Here is a 16,832-nt window from a genome sequence, read left to right as displayed (position 1 = left end):
TTCATCACTTTCATAATCGCCTGAAAAAGTGCATAATAAAAGACCCCGAATATTGAGGTCTCTACAATGTTTTAATTAGATACTATTCCTTTGTTTTTGGACTTGCTTTTGAACAGGATTAGCACCCACCATACTAATAAAAATATATAGCCTATAACTGTAAAGATAGACCAAACTGCACCCTGTCGCAATTGACTAAATAAGTGTTCAAATTCATTCATTCCTTCTACTCTACCAATGCTATTTATCAGGCTAATAATCGGAATTGTAACAGTAAATACAATGGTTAGAATGGACAATCCCCTATGTTTATTTTTCACAACACTGAATATTGCGGTTCCTAATGTTGCTAAGAAAAACAAGTAATATAATGCCCAAAACCAATCAGGAAGAGTCTCCAACATTTCTTCTACCCCCTTGAAGATATTTGCAATTTCTATATATAACATACTTTAACAGAACAAAAACCTATTACAAATATATATCCAAAAACAACAATCTTTGCGAAAACAGCCAAAAAATAAAAACAGACCCTTAAAAGAAGGATCTGTTCATCATTCGTTCTCGTATGAAATACCTAAAATCATTTGGTTTTGCAGACTTTGAATTTGTACACGCGTTCTGTCTAAACGTTCTCTTTGCTGATCATTGGCGACATCTTTTAACTTTTCTAATTCATTCACCGCATCCTCAAGCAAGAGCTGCGCTTTTGAAAATTCTTCTACGTTATAATGTTCTTGGCGAGAGCTCAAATCAAACTGTTCGCTTGCAAACTCAAGAGTTTCAGTGCTTTTTTGGACAAATTCATCGATTGATTTTCTAGTTGCCATCTTACCATCCCTCCATTTCATCATTGCTCTCGCCTATTTTGCCCACGTAAAGCTTTTTCACTAAAGAAAATGTTGGACAGATTCAATTGTCCTCTTTCGTGATTTTTGTTAAACTTTAAGGATGCCTATTATTATGCAAGGAGGTTACTGACTTGGATCAGCATAACCCTTTTTTATATTCAAACAGCGAAAAACGTTATCACACATGGAATTATCATTTGCGTGAGCACTTTGGTCATAAAGTATTTAAAGTCGCATTAGACGGCGGCTTTGATTGTCCAAACCGTGATGGTACTGTCGCACATGGAGGCTGCACATTTTGCAGCGCAGCAGGATCTGGTGATTTTGCAGGGAACCGGGCGGATGATCTCATCACTCAATTTAATGAAATCAAGGATCGGATGCATACAAAATGGAAAGACGGAAAATACATGGCGTATTTCCAAGCTTACACAAACACACATGCGCCGCTTCCTGTTTTAAAAGAAAAATACGAAACCGTCATGAATCTGGATGGAGTGGTTGGTTTATCGATTGCCACAAGACCTGATTGTCTGCCAGATGACGTCGTGGAATATTTAGCTGAGTTAAACGAACGGACCTATCTATGGGTTGAACTTGGTCTACAAACTGTACATGAGCGGACAGCGATGCTCATCAACCGTGCTCATGATTATGAATGCTACGTAGAAGGTGTAGAAAAACTGCGAAAACATGGCATTCGAGTCTGTTCACATATCATCAACGGTCTTCCTCTTGAAAACCGAGATATGATGATGGAGACAGCAAAAGCTGTCGCTGATTTAGATGTGCAAGGAATTAAAATTCATCTACTTCACTTGTTAAAAGGAACACCGATGGTAAAGCAATATGAGAAAGGCAAACTAGAATTTCTCAGCCAAGAGGAATATGTCCAGCTTGTCTGTGATCAACTGGAGATCCTGCCCCCAGAAATGATTATTCACCGTATTACAGGTGATGGTCCCATTGAATTAATGGTAGGTCCAATGTGGAGTGTGAATAAATGGGAAGTGCTTAATGCCATTAATGCTGAGCTTGAAAGACGTAACAGCTACCAGGGCAAACGCTTCGTCAGATTGGAAGAAGCGGCAAAATGATTTTAAAACGGATGCTCCCTTTTAGTAAAGAACTGTTAGAGCGTGCTTGTCAAAAAGGCGATATTGTCATTGATGCAACGATGGGGAATGGGCATGATACACGCTATTTAGCTGACCTTGTCGGGAAGGATGGACAAGTTTTCGCATTCGATGTACAGAAGGAAGCCATTGAGCAAACAAGCAAAAGACTTGGTGAGCACTACCCAAACGTTCACCTGATCCATGACGGACATGAACAACTTGCTGAGCATCTGCCAGCGGATGCTTATGGCCACATATCTGGTGCAGTGTTCAATCTTGGATATTTACCAGGAGGCGATAAAACCGTCACGACTCAGGCACATACGACCATTGAAGCGATCAAACAGCTCATGGATTGGCTTAAGCCTGGAGGTCTGATCGTTCTTGTGATTTACCACGGTCATCCCGAAGGAAAAAAAGAGAAGGACATCCTTCTTGATTATTGCAAAACACTCCATCACGAAGAAGTACAGGTAATATCTTATCAATACATGAATATTCAAAACGATCCGCCCTTTGTGGTAGCCATCGAAAAAAAACTCAAATCCTCTTAATGGATTTGAGTTTTATTATTTAATAAGCGTATTGGTCAATGATTTCTTCAAGCACTACTTCCAGCTCTTCTGCATCTGCAAGCTCTGATCGAGTAAAGCGGACACGTACAAGCTGTTCTCCGTCATTATACATTTCTTCCAGCCAGCCACGCAGCCCTCTTGCTCTGCGGTCAACTTCAAAAATGATATCTAGCCCCTCTTCATCAATGAAGAAAATCACCTCTAACTCATCAAGCATTTGACGATAATAATCGGAAGTCGGTATGAACTCAAACTCTTGAACAAAGGGAAGGCGGCGCCTGAAATAAGGTGCTTCTTCACAGTCTGCCTCATGAAGGTGAAAGCCTAAATTTCCAACAGCTTCAAGCACACGTTTCACCCACGGGTGCGCGCTTACAAAAATGCGGTCATGATCAGATTTATCAATACCGCCTTGAATATCAAGGTCTGTCACAACAGCCACCTCTACTTTACCTACAGTCATTGGTGTATCAAGAGGAAGGTAAAAAGAGAAAGTAAACTGATGAGCTTCCCCAGGCTGAATCGTGAATGATTCAGTCACTCGGAGAGAATGGATCGTTGTGTATTTTCGCTGCTCTTCATCATCTTTTACGATGGTGTACCATGTATTCAACTTTAAATCAATATAGCGAATATCTTGAGGCACTTTTCCGCCCTTCACATGGACTGTTCCCTTTACTTCTTCTCCTGGTTCATACGCATCTTTCTCCAAAATTGTATCCACTTTTGCTGCACCGATTCCCACACTTGCTGCAAACTTTTTAAAAAATGACATATTCGACCTTCCCCTTTTTTAAGTTTTTCAACAAATATACGTCATAAGGAGTAGATACGATTCATTCGATCCATACTTTTCTCCTATTTTTCGTACACTAAGAATAATATCGGCAGCAAATAAGAGGATTGTAATCATAAAAGAACTGTACATGGCCCAAAGCGAAACAGTTCAAAACAAAAAAGCTTGTAGAAAACCATTTTCTACAAGCTGATGAGCTTTCTTTATCCTTTAAGAAGATTTCTTCCAAGGCATTTTCTGATAGGTTCGATAGGCTCTGCCATTGATATAGAAAAAGAACGATGTTTTCCCGCTTGATTTGATCAACCGCTTTGCCAGCTTGTTCATCTCTTTTTGGGCTGTCACTTTTTCATCAGACAAATAGACCGCAAGTAACCCTCTATTGATTAGTTTGTGAAAATTCTCGTGTGGAATGCCTTTCAGCTGTTCATCCGCTTTTTCAATAAAATGCTGTAGTCTATCCATCATCTCATGATGAGAGTTGTAGTACGAGCAAAAATTCAAATCGCCTTCCAACCTGTCCTCTTCTTGGTCGATTAAATAGTCCAGTAAGATGTGCAGACCTTGAATATAAGGGAAATAGCTTTCGTAAATTTGCTTCGCCTGCTTCTCTGTAAAATCAGGCTGCAGTGCATAAGCCACAAGACAGAAAATACCCAGCGTTGATCCTGCACATGCGGAAAACTCATACCACTCCATCTTTGGTAAATCCTTTTCATACTGGCGGAACCATGACTCTAATCGAGGTTCACGCTCATGAGGAACCACATGCTTATGTACTTGTAAATCACTATAATAATCACACAGCGTATGTAAATAGGGCTGAATGATCGGATAATGCGCTAGACGTGACAGCACATCTTGGCACGTCCTGACTAGCGCATGCAAGTACCCATGATCCTCTTGATCATCACGGAATTGATAATACGGCTTAAGCTCCGCATGAATATCGAGTGCATCTCTCATTGCCTGATGCAGCATATGAAAATCCTTTGGATCAAGTGATGTACTGCGGTCACACAAATTATCTAAGTAATCGCTAATCGTTTGGTACGCCACAATGAATTCAATACACGTTTCCTTCGCTTCACCTGCAAGCAGAGATAAAATTCCCCCGCCTTCACAGTGAAAGGTTTTACTAGATATGCTCGCTAGTGCCTGCGTTCTCAGTTCTTCATTTTCAATCATTTCTGCATGAGCCCGCCACTTTTTTAGCTCCTGATGAACTAGCGGAAAAATATCTTTATACACCTTCGTCATCAGTGCAAAAGGACGTTCTGGTACTGACAAATCAATCCACCCCCAACTTAAGCTCACAATCAAATATATTGATCAGTAAAGGCTCTTGCCGCCTTAAACACATCTTCTCGCTCGGGCTCATTAAAAATTTCATGATAAAGCCCTTCCCATTCACGGTATGATTTATTGGTTGATTCAATGCCATTGAACCATTTCATCACTCTTGTTTTATCTACTATCTTGTCATCGCCTGCCTGCATGAGCAGGAGCGGAATCGACCGAAAGACATTCGTTGGCTGCATCGCCGCATCGATATTTTTGACCAGTTCTCGATACCAGCGAACCGACACCTTCGTCACATAAAGAGAATCATTCGAATCCGCCTCAATCACATCTTGATTCCGTGTGGCAAGTTCGATCGACAGCCCAGATTCGACTTTAAAAGACGGCGCCAGCACATTTAGCCCTTTTGACGCAAAATCCATCAGCTTCTTCGGTTTAAATTGCAGACCTAAACAAGGTGATGATAAAATAAGGCCATCAATCTTCGTATGGGTATACTGCTTGAACCATTCAATCGAAATCAGTCCCCCCATACTATGTCCAAGTAAAAATGTCGGAAGTCTGAACGACTTCGCATGTTCAATCCATTCATCGACTGTATCAATGTATTCTTGAAAAGAACGAATGTGGCCTCTCGCACGTGTCGATGTCCCTTGCCCAGGCAGGTCACCCATGACGACGTGATAGCCTGCATTTCGCCACATTTCGATCAGCCATTTATATCGGCCATGATATTCACTAGCACCATGTACAATGACAATTGTACCAACCGGTCTTTCAGCATGCCAAGTCCACAAAGTAAACACCTCACAAATGTTGTATTAAGAAAGGAAGTCGAAAAAGTGATTTATCCATATCATCAGTTTACACCTGAGATTCATGAATCGGTCTTTGTTGCAGAAAACGCCACCATTACAGGTGATGTCACAATTGGAGAATATTCAAGCGTTTGGTTCCAAACGGTCATTAGAGGCGATGTAGCTCCTGTGAGAATTGGAAAAAACGTCAACATTCAAGACTTATCCTGTCTGCATCAAAGTCCTGGAAAAACACTTCTTATTGAAGATGGTGCTACCATTGGACACCAAGTCACATTACATAGTTCTATCATTCGAAAAAATGCCCTCATTGGCATGGGATCCATCATTCTCGATGGTGCGGAAATTGGCGAAGGAGCCTTTATTGGTGCAGGTAGCCTTGTCCCGCAAGGAAAAGTCATCCCAAAAGGTTCACTCGCTTTTGGCCGTCCAGCCAAAGTCGTTCGCCAGTTAACAGATGAAGATATCCAAGACATGGATCGTATCCGCAGAGAATATGTAGAAAAAGGACAATACTATCGTTCCCTTTTATCGCGTTAACATCATACATGTATCTTCACTTTATCATGTTTTTTTCAGGATATTAAGCAATAACTGTGTACCGCTTGTTATTTTACCCTTTTCCACTACTTTCTATCATGACAAAAAAGGTTTTCAGCACAAAGCTGAAAACCTTTTTCATTAGCTAAAAATAACTTCTTTCGGCTGGTGATTCAACTGCTCTGGATCAATGCTGCGCTCTACATAGATGCTATGCCAGATCATAAAGATCAGGACAGTCCAAATCTTACGGCTATGATCTGCTTTTCCAGCACAATGATCATTTAATAAATCAAGAACATATGCCTTGTTAATGTATTCATCTGTTTGACTGTTTTTAATGATATCTTTCGCCCAAGCGTTCATCTCATTTTTCAGCCAATGACGAATAGGTACAGGGAAACCTAGTTTTTTACGGTTTAACACATGGTCTGGTACAATGCCTTCTGCTGCTTTACGCAATAAATATTTCGTTGTGCCGTCTTTCGTTTTCAGCTCTTCTGGAATTTTAGAAGCTGCTTCAAATACGACCTTATCAAGGAATGGAACACGAAGCTCAAGAGAATTCGCCATTGTCATCTTATCTGCTTTCAGCAGGATATCCCCGCGCATCCACGTATGGATATCAACATATTGCATTTTGTTAATATCGCTGTAGCCTGCACTTTCCTCGAAGTATGTTTTCGTCACGTCGCGATACGTGATGTTCGGATCATACTGCTTTAAGAGATTTTTCTTCACTGGCTCTTCAAAGATTTTCGCATTGCCGATATAACGTTCCTCTAATGGCGTACAGCCGCGAACGATAAAGCTTTTCCCTTTCATTCCTTCTGGCATTAAACGAGCCAGACGAAGAAGAAGCTTTTTCAGCATGGATGGTACAGATTCAAAAGGCTTTAGAGATAGCGGCTCACGGTAAATATTATATCCACCGAACAGCTCGTCTGCTCCCTCACCTGAAAGAACAACTGTGACTTGTTTTTTCGCTTCTTTTGCCACGAAATACAATGGAATCGCCGCTGGATCAGCCAAAGGATCATCTAAATGCCAGACGATCTTTGGAAGCTCATTCATATATTCCTCAGGAGAAATCACAGCACTAAAGTTTTGCAATCCCAGCTTATCAGCTGTTTCTTTTGCTACATCTACCTCACTGAATCCATCCTGCTGGAAACCAACAGAGAATGTCTTCAGTTCAGGGTGAAATTCCTTTGCGACCGACACGATGAAAGAAGAATCGATCCCACCTGATAGGAATGAACCAACAGGCACATCACTTCTCATGTGGACTTTTACAGAATCATAGATAGCATCACGTACTTCTTCTACTAATTTCTGCTCTTGTGTTTGTTCAGGTTTGAATTGAACTTTCCAGTAAGTCTTAAATGCAATGTCTTGGCCTGGACGCAGTGTAAACTGATGACCTGGCTCGACTTTGTGCACTTTTTGATCAAGTGTATTTGGCTCAGGAACGAACTGAAAAGACATGTACTGCTGCAAAGCAGTCTCATCAAATAAAATGTTCTCATTCACAGCCATTAAGCTTTTGCGTTCAGAAGCAAAGTACACTTGGTCATCCATTTGTGTAAAATAGAGCGGTTTAATGCCGAAAGGATCTCTTGCGCCATATAATAACTGCGCTTCTTTATCCCAAATTAAAAAGGCAAACATCCCGCGAAGCTTCGATGCCGCTTCTTCTTTATAGTGGCGATATGTGGCAAGAAGGACTTCCGTATCAGAATCTGTGCTGAACGTATAGCCTTTTTTCACAAGCTCTTCTTTCAGCTCCACATAGTTATAAATTTCTCCGTTGAAAATAATCCAATATTTTTCATCTTCATAAGAAAGCGGCTGCTTTCCGTGTTCAACATCTATAATGCTTAAACGTCTAAATCCAAATCCTACATGCTCATCATGAAAGTACCCCTCATCATCCGGACCTCGATGAACGATGAGACGATTCATTTGCTTAATTAACTCTTCCTGCTCAGTAGTTTCGGACAATGGACGGTGATTAAATACACCAACAAACCCACACATATTATTGCCTCCACGTTATGTTATTTCTTAAAAGTAGACCTATAATTAGACAGTATTTTGTCCAATTTTGTTTCACATTTTTACGCTTTTTGTAGAATTTTTTTTAATCAAAAGGAAAACCGCTTAAAATAAGCGGTTTTGTATGTTGTTATTCTCCTAATGCTTCCTTGCGAAGCTTGTCGGCTTTATCCGTTTTTTCCCATGGAAGATCCAAGTCATGACGGCCAAAGTGACCGTATGCAGCGGTTTGTTTATAGATCGGACGACGTAAGTCAAGCATTTTAATAATGCCAGCTGGACGAAGATCAAAGTTTGCACGTACCACTTCAATTAATTTCTCTTCAGAGGCTTTGCCTGTTCCAAATGTATCAATTGAAATGGAGACAGGCTGTGCAACACCAATTGCATAAGCAAGCTGCACTTCACATGAATCTGCAAGACCAGCTGCTACGATGTTTTTCGCTACATAGCGAGCCGCATATGCTGCAGAACGGTCAACCTTCGTTGCATCCTTACCAGAGAAAGCACCGCCACCGTGACGAGCATACCCGCCATAAGTATCAACGATGATTTTACGTCCAGTTAAACCAGCATCCCCTTGAGGTCCACCGATAACAAAGCGGCCTGTTGGGTTGATGAAGTATTTTGTTTCTTCATCGATCAGTTCACTTGGAACGACAGGGCGGATGACATGCTCTTTTAAGTCGCTTTGAATTTGTTCAAGCGTCACTTCTGGTGCATGCTGTGTAGAAATAACCACCGTATCAATACGAACTGGTTTGTTTTGTTCATCATATTCAACTGTTACTTGAGTTTTTCCGTCTGGACGAAGGTATGCAAGTGTTTCATTCTTGCGTACTTCTGTTAAACGGCGAGATAATTTATGTGCAAGAGAAATCGGCAGTGGCATAAGCTCTTCAGTTTCGTTGTTTGCAAAACCAAACATCAAACCTTGGTCACCTGCACCGATCGCATCAATTTCTTCTTCAGTCATTGTTCCTTCACGTGCTTCAAGCGCTTTGTCTACACCTTGCGCAATATCAGCAGACTGTTCATCAATTGATGTAAGAACCGCACATGTTTCCGCATCAAAACCATATTTCGCACGTGTGTAGCCAATTTCCTTAATCGTGTCACGCACCGTCTTTGGAATGTCGACATAAGTAGACGTTGTAATCTCACCGCTTACTAATACGAGACCGGTTGTTACAGAAGTTTCACAGGCAACACGTGCATTTGGATCTTTCTTTAAAATTTCATCCAAAATGCTGTCTGAAATTTGATCACAGATTTTATCTGGATGTCCTTCGGTCACTGATTCTGAAGTAAATAAACGACGATTTTGACTCATAATGGCTATTTCCTCCTGTACAAGACCACATCATCCCAAGATGAGGCCTCCAATATGATACGGAACTCGTTCCCTCTTATATTTCAACATGTTTATATTAGAGATGTTATTGGCAATTTGTTCATATGATATCCCAAAAATAAAAAAACCATTTCCTTCATTGCGAGGAAAGGGTCTGAGATCGCATGCCTTTCACTCTTATCGCTCAAGGTGTTCTTGTACCTTGCATCAGGTTAGCACCTTGGTTTCTCAGCATGTTCATGCCTTTTTCATAAGAAACCGGTTGCTGGGCTTCATCGGGCCTGTCCCTCCACCAACTCGGGATAAGAGTATCCGTTCAATAAGATATCTTATCTTAAACCCTTGCGTCATGTCAATGGTTCATAGGAATTATCTCCCCTTTTTTTCACCTCATCATTAGCATCACCAAAAAGCATATTTTCATAGCAGAAATGAAAAAACACACACAAAAATGTTTAAATAGTATAGACTATTATTATCAATGTGTTATACTAATCAAAACAAACAAATTCAACGGTAAAGGAAGGGTTTTTTTATGAACTCAGTGGATTTAAAAGAAGATTTGCAGTCATTGCTCTCATTAGAAAATACGCACCAAAATTTATCTGTTCCGAAACTTGTTGAAAAGATTCTGGCACGTAATGAAGGCGTTTTAACTTCAACTGGTGCTGTACGCGCCACAACGGGTGCCTACACTGGACGTTCGCCTAAAGATAAATTCATCGTAAAAGAAGAAAACTCTGAACATAAAATTGATTGGGGTCAAGTCAATCAGCCGATCTCGAAAGAGGCATTTGATCGTTTATATACAAAGGTTGTGTCATACTTAAAAGAACGTGATGAACTATTTGTCTTTGATGGTTTTGCCGGTGCTGACGAAAAATACCGTATGCCAATTACAGTTGTAAATGAATTCGCTTGGCACAATCTCTTTGCAAAGCAGCTATTCATCAGACCTGATGGATCAACACCATCATCAAACGAAAAACCTTTCACCATCTTATCTGCACCTCACTTTAAAGCAGATCCTGAAACAGATGGCACAAACTCTGAAACGTTTATTATCGTTTCTTTTGAAAAACGTACGATTCTGATCGGTGGAACAGAATATGCAGGAGAGATGAAAAAATCCATTTTCTCTGTTATGAACTACCTACTTCCTGAACAAGATATTTTATCAATGCACTGCTCTGCTAACGTCGGTCAAGAAGGCGATGTCGCTTTATTTTTCGGCCTTTCAGGTACTGGAAAAACGACGCTTTCTGCAAGTGCAAGCCGCAAGCTGATTGGAGACGATGAGCACGGCTGGTCTAACACAGGTGTCTTCAATATTGAAGGCGGATGCTATGCAAAATGCGTAAACTTAAGTGAAGAAAAAGAACCACAAATTTACAAAGCCATCAGCTTCGGATCAGTGCTTGAAAATGTAGTACTTGATGAAGAAACACGTGAAGCAGATTATGATGACACATTCTTTACTGAAAATACACGTGCAGCTTACCCAATCGAAATGATTGATAACATCGTGAAACCAAGTATTGCAGGTCACCCATCTGCCATCGTCTTTTTAACAGCTGATGCATTCGGTGTTTTACCTCCAATCAGCCGTTTAACGAAAGAACAGGCGATGTACCACTTCTTGAGTGGTTACACAAGTAAATTAGCGGGAACTGAGCGTGGCGTGACGTCACCAGAAACAACGTTCTCTACTTGCTTTGGTTCACCATTCTTGCCACTTCCTGCTCATGTCTATGCTGAAATGCTTGGTAAAAAAATCGATGAGCACGGCGCAAAAGTATTCCTTGTGAATACAGGCTGGACTGGCGGCGGCTACGGTACGGGCAAACGAATGAATCTTGCTCATACAAGAGCAATGGTGCAGGCAGCGATCGAAGGAGATCTTGACAACGCTGAAATGATCACTGACGACATCTTCGGATTACACATCCCGCTTCATATTCCAGGAGTGCCAGATGAAGTGCTTCAGCCTGCTAAAACATGGGACGATCAAGAGGCTTACAAAGAAAAAGCAAACTTCCTTGCAAATGAATTTAAAAAGAACTTTAAAAAATTCAGCCATGCAGCAAGTGATATTGAAGCAAAAGGCGGACCACTCGTCTAATCAAAAGGAAAAAGCTGAGGGAATGAATCCCTCAGCTTTTTTAGTTCGTTGAATGTAATGACACAAGACGGTACGTCACCTTCGTGACATTGTCTGTGAGCTCCAGCTTTTCAACATGTGCTGTCCCTGTTTTTTCTCCGTCTTTCGTTTTACGCACCTCAAGCGGAATATTTAATGGATAAATACGGTACCCTTCCTTCATGAGCTCAAACACATTTTCTTCAATTCTTGTCTCTATTCCTTTTGTGACAATCATTGTATTAAATTCAACAGGCATTCCCATAATGAAAATCCCCCTACTTTCTATATTTCTTTCTACCGTTTATTTTACCACATTTCCGCCTTTTCGGCTGTGCATCCATGTCGTCAGCCGTCTGACAATCTCCCGGTTATGCTGTGGCGGGAAATAATGATGATATCCGTGAAAATACCATGTTTCCACAGACTTACCATGCTGACGCAGGGCATCTTCTAATAAATACGCATGCTCAATGGATACATTCTCATCCAGCTCCCCATGAATGATTAGGACAGGTGCTTCAATTTGGTGCACATCATTCAAAGGCGTTCTAGCCTCATATGCCTCTGGTACCTTATGCGGAGGACCTCCTATCACACGCTTCATCATTCTTCTCATATCCACACGTTCTTCATAGGTGAGCTTCATATCACTTACGCCTCCCCATGTCACAAAGGAAGCGGCCTCATGCTTCATTTCAACAGCGGTCCATATGCCCATAATTCCGCCACGGGAAAAACCAAAGATATGAATGCGCTCCTGCTTCACCTTTTGATGATGTTTCAACAGCTGAAATGCAGCAAATGCATCTTTCCGATCTTCTCCGGCAAAATCCTCGTTCCCTTCCCCTCCTTGATTCCCTCGGTAGAAGGGCGCAAAGACGACAAACCCTTGCGCAGCAAATTGCACAATTCGGCCAGGTCTAACCATTCCCACATTTTTAATGCCGCCGCGTAAATATAAAAAACCGTCATAGAGACCTTCTCCGGCCGGTTCAGCGAGCAGCCCCTTCATTCGAAGTCCATCGGCCTCATATGTCACTGTATATAAGTGAATATGCGGATGTGGCGACGGGAACCTTCTCTTTTCCACAATCACTTGAATTCTCTCCTTTTCATTCGGTGTTACGTCAAATGCTTGATAATGGCCTCTGCGACGAGCTGTCCTGATTTTGTCACCATCGGAGTGCCGCCGCCTGGATGACTTGTGCCCCCAACAAACCAAAGTCCTTCAATATCCTTTGATTGATTATTGATGCGAAAAAATGCCTGCTTGAACGAGTTTGACGACATGCCATAAATGGCCCCATGATACGCTCCCGTTTTTTGCTGTAAATCAAGCGGGGTTTGTACCGCTTCAAATTCTACAAGCTGGTCAAGATCAAAGAGACCCTTTTCCTTTAGTTTTGTTTTCATATGCTGGCCATATGTCTCCTTTAGCATGTCCCAATTTTGCTCTTTTGTCACATATGGCGCATTGGCCAATACAAACAAGTTACTTCTTCCTGGCCCTCCGCTTAAAGCTGGCTCTGAATGACCTGAATAACAGATGTAAAGCGTCGGATCATGAGGAAGCTGTTTTTTCTGAAAAATATCCTTGAATTCTTGTTCATAATTCTCTGGAAAAAACACGTTGTGATGAGACAGTTGTTCATAGACTTTAGGGACGCCCAACAAAAGAACAAAACCTGATAACGATGGCTCAATGTTTGCCAGTTTTTGATTTCCAAAACTCGGGCGGTCTTCTTCATCAATTAATTGGCGATAAACAGTCAGTGCATCTGCCCCCGCAATGACTTGATCTGCCTCATATAACTGCTGATCCGTTTCAACTCCTTGAATCCGCTTATTCTTTACATGAATCTTTTTGACTGGTTCATTGAGATGAATTTGGACACCCAATTCCTTTGCCAGTGTCTCAAATGCCTCAACTAAACGATACGTACCGCCCTTAATACCATAAATGCCTTTTTCTCCTTCTAAATAAGCCATCATATTAAAAATAGCAGGTGCCTCGTATGGAGAAGAGCCAATGTAAGTCGCATACCGGCCAAACATCGCCAATGTATGAGGATGACGAAAATATTGACGCAGCAAGCGCTGAACAGATGTAAAAGGTTTGACAGCAAGAAGGGCTTTCATTAGCTTGACATCCGCTTTATCCTTCCAGGTCAATAATAAACGATTTAAAAACTGATCCTCTGCCATTTGAAAAAGCTTCTTCGATTCCTGTAAAAATGCCCGGTATTGCTTTGCATCCTCTGGACTAAAAACTGCAATTTGTGATTCCATTTGCTCAATATCTGGCGTAAACTCGACCGTATGTCCATCTGAAAAAACGTTTTTAGTAAGGGGAAAAATCGGATAAAACGTCACATAATCCTCCATTCGTCTATTACAGGAGGTAAATACTTCCTCAAAATACGCCTTCATTGTAATGGTACTCGGTCCTAAATCAAAAGAGTAGCCAGACGCTTGATGGCGTTGTAATTTCCCGCCTAAAGAAGCTTCTTTTTCTAAAATGGTGACCTGGAAACCGCGTGACTGTAAGCGAATCGCAGCCGATAACCCGCCAAGTCCGCCGCCAATAATGATCACTTTTTTCATTCGTACCTTCTTCCTTTCCATTCATAGCCTTCTTTTTTCAGCCCAATTTTCATAGAAGCAAAACCAATGGCAATCAGGCTCATGATACTGACAGGCAATAAAAAGGCCATCGTAGACGTTCTTCCATTTTCGATATCAATGACCGCTTTAATGGATACACCCAGCCCGTAGCAAAGAAGGGCTAAACAGAGATTGACCACATCAAAATGAATCAGTGCGATCATAAAGCAAAGAACAGGAACTACATAAAGGACGGAGTATAAACAAAAGACACTGCTTAACAAAGCAATGTTTCGATTCACTCCCGGGAACAAATTTTTCCGATATCCTTCCCATACTTCCTGTCCACTCTCATACATTCTCATGTAGACAAAAGAATGAATACTTGCCAGTGTGAACGGAAAGCCCTTCGCTTTCACTCGTTTAGCCAAAGCCATATCATCCACAAGAGAATCCTTGATCGCTTCATGACCACCTATTTCGTGATAACAGTTCTTTTCAATGGCAATAAAGCCGCCATGTGCTGCGGCAAAAGCAGGATGTTGAGATGTTTTGACCCACTTCACTGGCAGATGACAGCCAATCGTAAACATCATCATAGGAACAACAAGATGCTCAAAAGGCGTTCCCGTTTTTTGCTCTGGGAAACCTGAAAGCATGCCCGTTTTTTGTATGCATAACTGCTTGTACACCGCTTCAATAGCTCCTTGTTTTAAGCGGACATCTGCATCTAAAAATAACAGCCAATCAGAAGATGCTGCCTCAGCAAGCTGGGAACAAGCATATGATTTTCCAAGCCAGCCGCGCTTCAATACTTGACCTGACTGCACGCGAATCCATGGATATGTCTCTGCGAAGCCCTCTGCAATCATTCTCGTCTGATCTGTCGAGTGATCATCCAGTACGATCAACTCTTTCGGATGGAGATGCTGATCAACAATCGACTGAAGGCAGGCTTCCAGCCGTTTTTCTTCATTTCTCGCTGGAATGAGGATCGATAATGAAATGGGTTTATCAGGTGAAAGAGATGCCGGCTTGAGTACAGGAAATTGCTTCATATTCCAAATCGTAAACATCAATTGGCAGAGCAGCAAAACACTGATGACAATTAAGAAGACCGCCATGTTTTCACCCACTTTTTAAAGGAATCAAACGCATCACTAGTTGACCGGCTTGTCCTTGTCACCTGCCTAAATTGTTCGTTTGTTGAAAAATCTGGATCAGCAATAACCTGTGCTTGATGTGCGTTTAACTGTGTTTCAAGCAGGTCTCCGAGTAAACTTGTTACTTCCTTACTGCGAAGTGATCCGCCAGCTACTAGGACATCTTCTCCAAACTCAACCGATACCGTCGGTTTTTGAAATTGATTAAATGTATAATGTAGCGTCACAGGTTTGATGACGACCTGCTCAAATTGCCTGACTAAAAAAGAAGCTCCGCCTTCCAGTTCAAGCGGCCGTGTGTCTTGGTGCATAATTTTCCCCTGCGGGAAGAGCCACACAGCCCCGCCAGCCTCCATCTTCTCCTTTGCGGTCATTAATGCCTGCTTGACACTTTTCAGCTTCTCTTTATGAACTGGAAATGCACCAAGTTTTTGAAAAAAAGCATATTGCTTCAACTGCTTCTCTTCCATCATCATGGCATGATCCAGCTCAGACATTTGTTCTATTAAAAGAAAAATGATCAGTCCATCCCACCATGAACTGTGATTGGCAAGATAAAGAACAGAATGTTTCTCCTTTGGGTCAACCGTACCTTTCATCATGACACAGCGAAAATGTTTGTTCAGTAAATATCGTTTAAGATAAAAATAAAAGAGTCGTCTAAACGATCGGTTTTTGTCGCTTTCTTTCAAATCGAACCCTTCCTTCACACAAGATGACAATGATCAGTGCTAAATAAAAAATGACATCCAGCCCGCCCTTTAATGCTAAAAGACCAAAGAAGAACACCATGGCCTGATAAATACGTCCATTCCAGCGCAATGCCTGCTGATCAATGGAGACGAGCGGGAACAGAAATGAAAGTCCTGCTCCAATGATACCCCAGCTGACAAAATTCTCAAAAGGGATACCAAAGAAACCTCCACCGTCATACCACACCCAAAACTTTCGTTCAGCCGCTACCGGATCTAATATGAGATCAAGCAGCACAATCCATATACCTGTTTCGACGGCTCGTTTCCACTTCGATTGTTGTCTTGATAAAAAAAGACTATTTAAAAACACACCAACCCATGCAAAAGCGATCGTCAAAGGCACTCCCGCCACAAGAAATCCTAGCGTCGGATAATAATCATAGGCCCCAAAAGGAAAATCAGTTGTGATTCCCACCCATTCAACCGTAAACGTCAACACACCCACAATGGCTGCTCTTACGATCACAAAGCTCCATGCCCCGTAGATATTTCGTCCAATCTCAATGACGCAGCAGGCGTAAAGCACAAGAAAGATACCATTCGCAAACTGAAGCCATGCCGGCACTTCAAAAAAGACCATTAAAATAAGACCTACTACATACCAACCAACAAATACCCAACTCAATCTATACACGAAACCGCTCCTTTATTTCTTCCAAATACAAGAAAGCATTCATGCTTCTAGTATAGAAAAAAAGACACGTTCTATAAATAAACAATGCGCTTCTTATTTCATCTAGGCACTCACCAAAAAT

At 41.5% G+C, this 16,832-nt stretch carries 17 protein-coding genes and 1 riboswitch; of the genes, 4 read left to right on the top strand and 13 right to left on the bottom strand.

Features of this window, described 5'->3' with window-relative positions; all coding sequences use genetic code 11:
* Positions 1-71 precede the first annotated feature (71 nt).
* Together ACTJJD_RS17705 and ACTJJD_RS17700 are read right to left on the bottom strand one after the other, a co-directional pair.
* Positions 72-404: a hypothetical protein gene (locus ACTJJD_RS17705; RefSeq protein WP_079919401.1), complete on the bottom strand. Its 333-nt coding sequence runs from the start codon at positions 402-404 to the stop codon at positions 72-74.
* Positions 405-554: 150 nt separating this feature from the next.
* Positions 555-830, bottom strand: a complete 276-nt coding sequence (locus tag ACTJJD_RS17700; RefSeq protein ID WP_440608709.1) for a YtzC family protein — start codon at positions 828-830, stop codon at positions 555-557.
* 152 nt (positions 831-982) lie between these two features.
* Here ACTJJD_RS17700 and ACTJJD_RS17695 point away from each other — a divergent pair, with 152 nt between their 5' ends.
* On the top strand, positions 983-1,948 hold the full coding sequence (locus ACTJJD_RS17695; RefSeq protein ID WP_017358356.1) for a TIGR01212 family radical SAM protein: 966 nt from the start codon (positions 983-985) through the stop codon (positions 1,946-1,948).
* A complete protein-coding gene (locus ACTJJD_RS17690; RefSeq protein ID WP_327868404.1) occupies positions 1,945-2,523 on the top strand; it encodes a tRNA (mnm(5)s(2)U34)-methyltransferase in 579 nt (192 codons plus the stop codon). The genes ACTJJD_RS17695 and ACTJJD_RS17690 overlap by 4 nt, the downstream gene beginning before the upstream one ends.
* Before the next feature lie 19 nt (positions 2,524-2,542).
* Here ACTJJD_RS17690 and ACTJJD_RS17685 read toward each other — a convergent pair whose 3' ends face one another.
* From ACTJJD_RS17685 to ACTJJD_RS17675, 3 genes are all read right to left on the bottom strand, one after another.
* Complete coding sequence (locus ACTJJD_RS17685) at positions 2,543-3,319, bottom strand: sporulation protein (RefSeq protein WP_327868403.1); 777 nt, start codon at positions 3,317-3,319, stop codon at positions 2,543-2,545.
* Positions 3,320-3,550: 231 nt separating this feature from the next.
* Positions 3,551-4,630, bottom strand: coding sequence for a tetraprenyl-beta-curcumene synthase family protein (locus tag ACTJJD_RS17680; protein ID WP_041507625.1), 1,080 nt, complete (start codon positions 4,628-4,630; stop codon positions 3,551-3,553).
* Between the two features lie 29 nt (positions 4,631-4,659).
* Positions 4,660-5,439, bottom strand: coding sequence for an alpha/beta hydrolase (locus ACTJJD_RS17675; protein WP_019743683.1), 780 nt, complete (start codon positions 5,437-5,439; stop codon positions 4,660-4,662).
* Positions 5,440-5,484: 45 nt separating this feature from the next.
* Here ACTJJD_RS17675 and ACTJJD_RS17670 point away from each other — a divergent pair, with 45 nt between their 5' ends.
* Entirely contained in the window at positions 5,485-6,000 is a 516-nt protein-coding gene (locus ACTJJD_RS17670; protein ID WP_008342977.1) for a gamma carbonic anhydrase, read from the top strand.
* A gap of 141 nt (positions 6,001-6,141) precedes the next feature.
* Here the strand turns inward: ACTJJD_RS17670 and asnB are convergent, their stop codons facing one another.
* Together asnB and metK are read right to left on the bottom strand one after the other, a co-directional pair.
* Entirely contained in the window at positions 6,142-8,040 is a 1,899-nt protein-coding gene (gene asnB / locus ACTJJD_RS17665; protein ID WP_008342976.1) for an asparagine synthase (glutamine-hydrolyzing), read from the bottom strand.
* Positions 8,041-8,188: 148 nt separating this feature from the next.
* The gene (gene metK / locus ACTJJD_RS17660) at positions 8,189-9,391 is read right to left on the bottom strand and encodes a methionine adenosyltransferase (protein WP_440600196.1); all 1,203 of its coding nucleotides are present in this window, start codon (positions 9,389-9,391) and stop codon (positions 8,189-8,191) included.
* Positions 9,392-9,586: 195 nt separating this feature from the next.
* Positions 9,587-9,721: riboswitch (SAM riboswitch) on the bottom strand.
* A gap of 226 nt (positions 9,722-9,947) precedes the next feature.
* On the opposite strand from metK, the gene pckA reads away from it, so the two are divergent.
* Positions 9,948-11,534 (top strand): phosphoenolpyruvate carboxykinase (ATP), encoded by a 1,587-nt coding sequence (gene pckA / locus ACTJJD_RS17655; RefSeq protein ID WP_007501908.1) that lies wholly within the window; start codon positions 9,948-9,950, stop codon positions 11,532-11,534.
* A gap of 40 nt (positions 11,535-11,574) precedes the next feature.
* Here the strand turns inward: pckA and ACTJJD_RS17650 are convergent, their stop codons facing one another.
* Genes ACTJJD_RS17650 through ACTJJD_RS17625 form a run of 6 tightly spaced genes read right to left on the bottom strand, consistent with a single transcriptional unit; the run spans position 11,575 to position 16,711 of the window.
* On the bottom strand, positions 11,575-11,817 hold the full coding sequence (locus ACTJJD_RS17650) for a DUF2584 domain-containing protein (RefSeq protein ID WP_440600195.1): 243 nt from the start codon (positions 11,815-11,817) through the stop codon (positions 11,575-11,577).
* 39 nt (positions 11,818-11,856) lie between these two features.
* Positions 11,857-12,651 (bottom strand): alpha/beta hydrolase family protein, encoded by a 795-nt coding sequence (locus tag ACTJJD_RS17645; RefSeq protein WP_008342969.1) that lies wholly within the window; start codon positions 12,649-12,651, stop codon positions 11,857-11,859.
* A gap of 26 nt (positions 12,652-12,677) precedes the next feature.
* A complete protein-coding gene (locus ACTJJD_RS17640; protein WP_440608708.1) occupies positions 12,678-14,159 on the bottom strand; it encodes a phytoene desaturase family protein in 1,482 nt (493 codons plus the stop codon).
* Positions 14,156-15,283 carry a glycosyltransferase gene (locus ACTJJD_RS17635; RefSeq protein WP_440600193.1) on the bottom strand — a complete coding sequence of 376 codons (1,128 nt, stop codon included), beginning with the start codon at positions 15,281-15,283 and terminating at the stop codon, positions 14,156-14,158. Before ACTJJD_RS17635 ends, ACTJJD_RS17640 begins: the two co-directional genes overlap by 4 nt.
* Positions 15,268-16,014 carry a lysophospholipid acyltransferase family protein gene (locus ACTJJD_RS17630; protein ID WP_440600192.1) on the bottom strand — a complete coding sequence of 249 codons (747 nt, stop codon included), beginning with the start codon at positions 16,012-16,014 and terminating at the stop codon, positions 15,268-15,270. The genes ACTJJD_RS17635 and ACTJJD_RS17630 overlap by 16 nt, the downstream gene beginning before the upstream one ends.
* Positions 15,983-16,711 (bottom strand): carotenoid biosynthesis protein, encoded by a 729-nt coding sequence (locus ACTJJD_RS17625; RefSeq protein ID WP_017358367.1) that lies wholly within the window; start codon positions 16,709-16,711, stop codon positions 15,983-15,985. Before ACTJJD_RS17625 ends, ACTJJD_RS17630 begins: the two co-directional genes overlap by 32 nt.
* Positions 16,712-16,832: the final 121 nt, after the last annotated feature.

Source organism: Bacillus sp. 22446 (genome assembly GCF_052044955.1).
Classification (GTDB): domain Bacteria; phylum Bacillota; class Bacilli; order Bacillales; family Bacillaceae; genus Bacillus; species Bacillus altitudinis.
The sequence above is the reverse complement of the archived record's forward strand: the minus strand, read 5'-3'. Positions and strand labels throughout refer to the sequence as shown.

What these genes read in the sequence shown, in the direction of transcription:
- ACTJJD_RS17705 (WP_079919401.1), bottom strand. Translation starts at nt 404, where the DNA reads ATGTTGGAGACTCTTCCTGATTGGTTTTGGGCATTATATTACTTGTTT.
- ACTJJD_RS17635 (WP_440600193.1), bottom strand. Translation starts at nt 15,283, where the DNA reads ATGGCGGTCTTCTTAATTGTCATCAGTGTTTTGCTGCTCTGCCAATTG.
- ACTJJD_RS17700 (WP_440608709.1), bottom strand. Translation starts at nt 830, where the DNA reads ATGGCAACTAGAAAATCAATCGATGAATTTGTCCAAAAAAGCACTGAA.
- ACTJJD_RS17650 (WP_440600195.1), bottom strand. Translation starts at nt 11,817, where the DNA reads ATGGGAATGCCTGTTGAATTTAATACAATGATTGTCACAAAAGGAATA.
- ACTJJD_RS17690 (WP_327868404.1), top strand. Translation starts at nt 1,945, where the DNA reads ATGATTTTAAAACGGATGCTCCCTTTTAGTAAAGAACTGTTAGAGCGT.
- ACTJJD_RS17640 (WP_440608708.1), bottom strand. Translation starts at nt 14,159, where the DNA reads ATGAAAAAAGTGATCATTATTGGCGGCGGACTTGGCGGGTTATCGGCT.
- metK (WP_440600196.1), bottom strand. Translation starts at nt 9,391, where the DNA reads ATGAGTCAAAATCGTCGTTTATTTACTTCAGAATCAGTGACCGAAGGA.
- asnB (WP_008342976.1), bottom strand. Translation starts at nt 8,040, where the DNA reads ATGTGTGGGTTTGTTGGTGTATTTAATCACCGTCCATTGTCCGAAACT.
- ACTJJD_RS17685 (WP_327868403.1), bottom strand. Translation starts at nt 3,319, where the DNA reads ATGTCATTTTTTAAAAAGTTTGCAGCAAGTGTGGGAATCGGTGCAGCA.
- pckA (WP_007501908.1), top strand. Translation starts at nt 9,948, where the DNA reads ATGAACTCAGTGGATTTAAAAGAAGATTTGCAGTCATTGCTCTCATTA.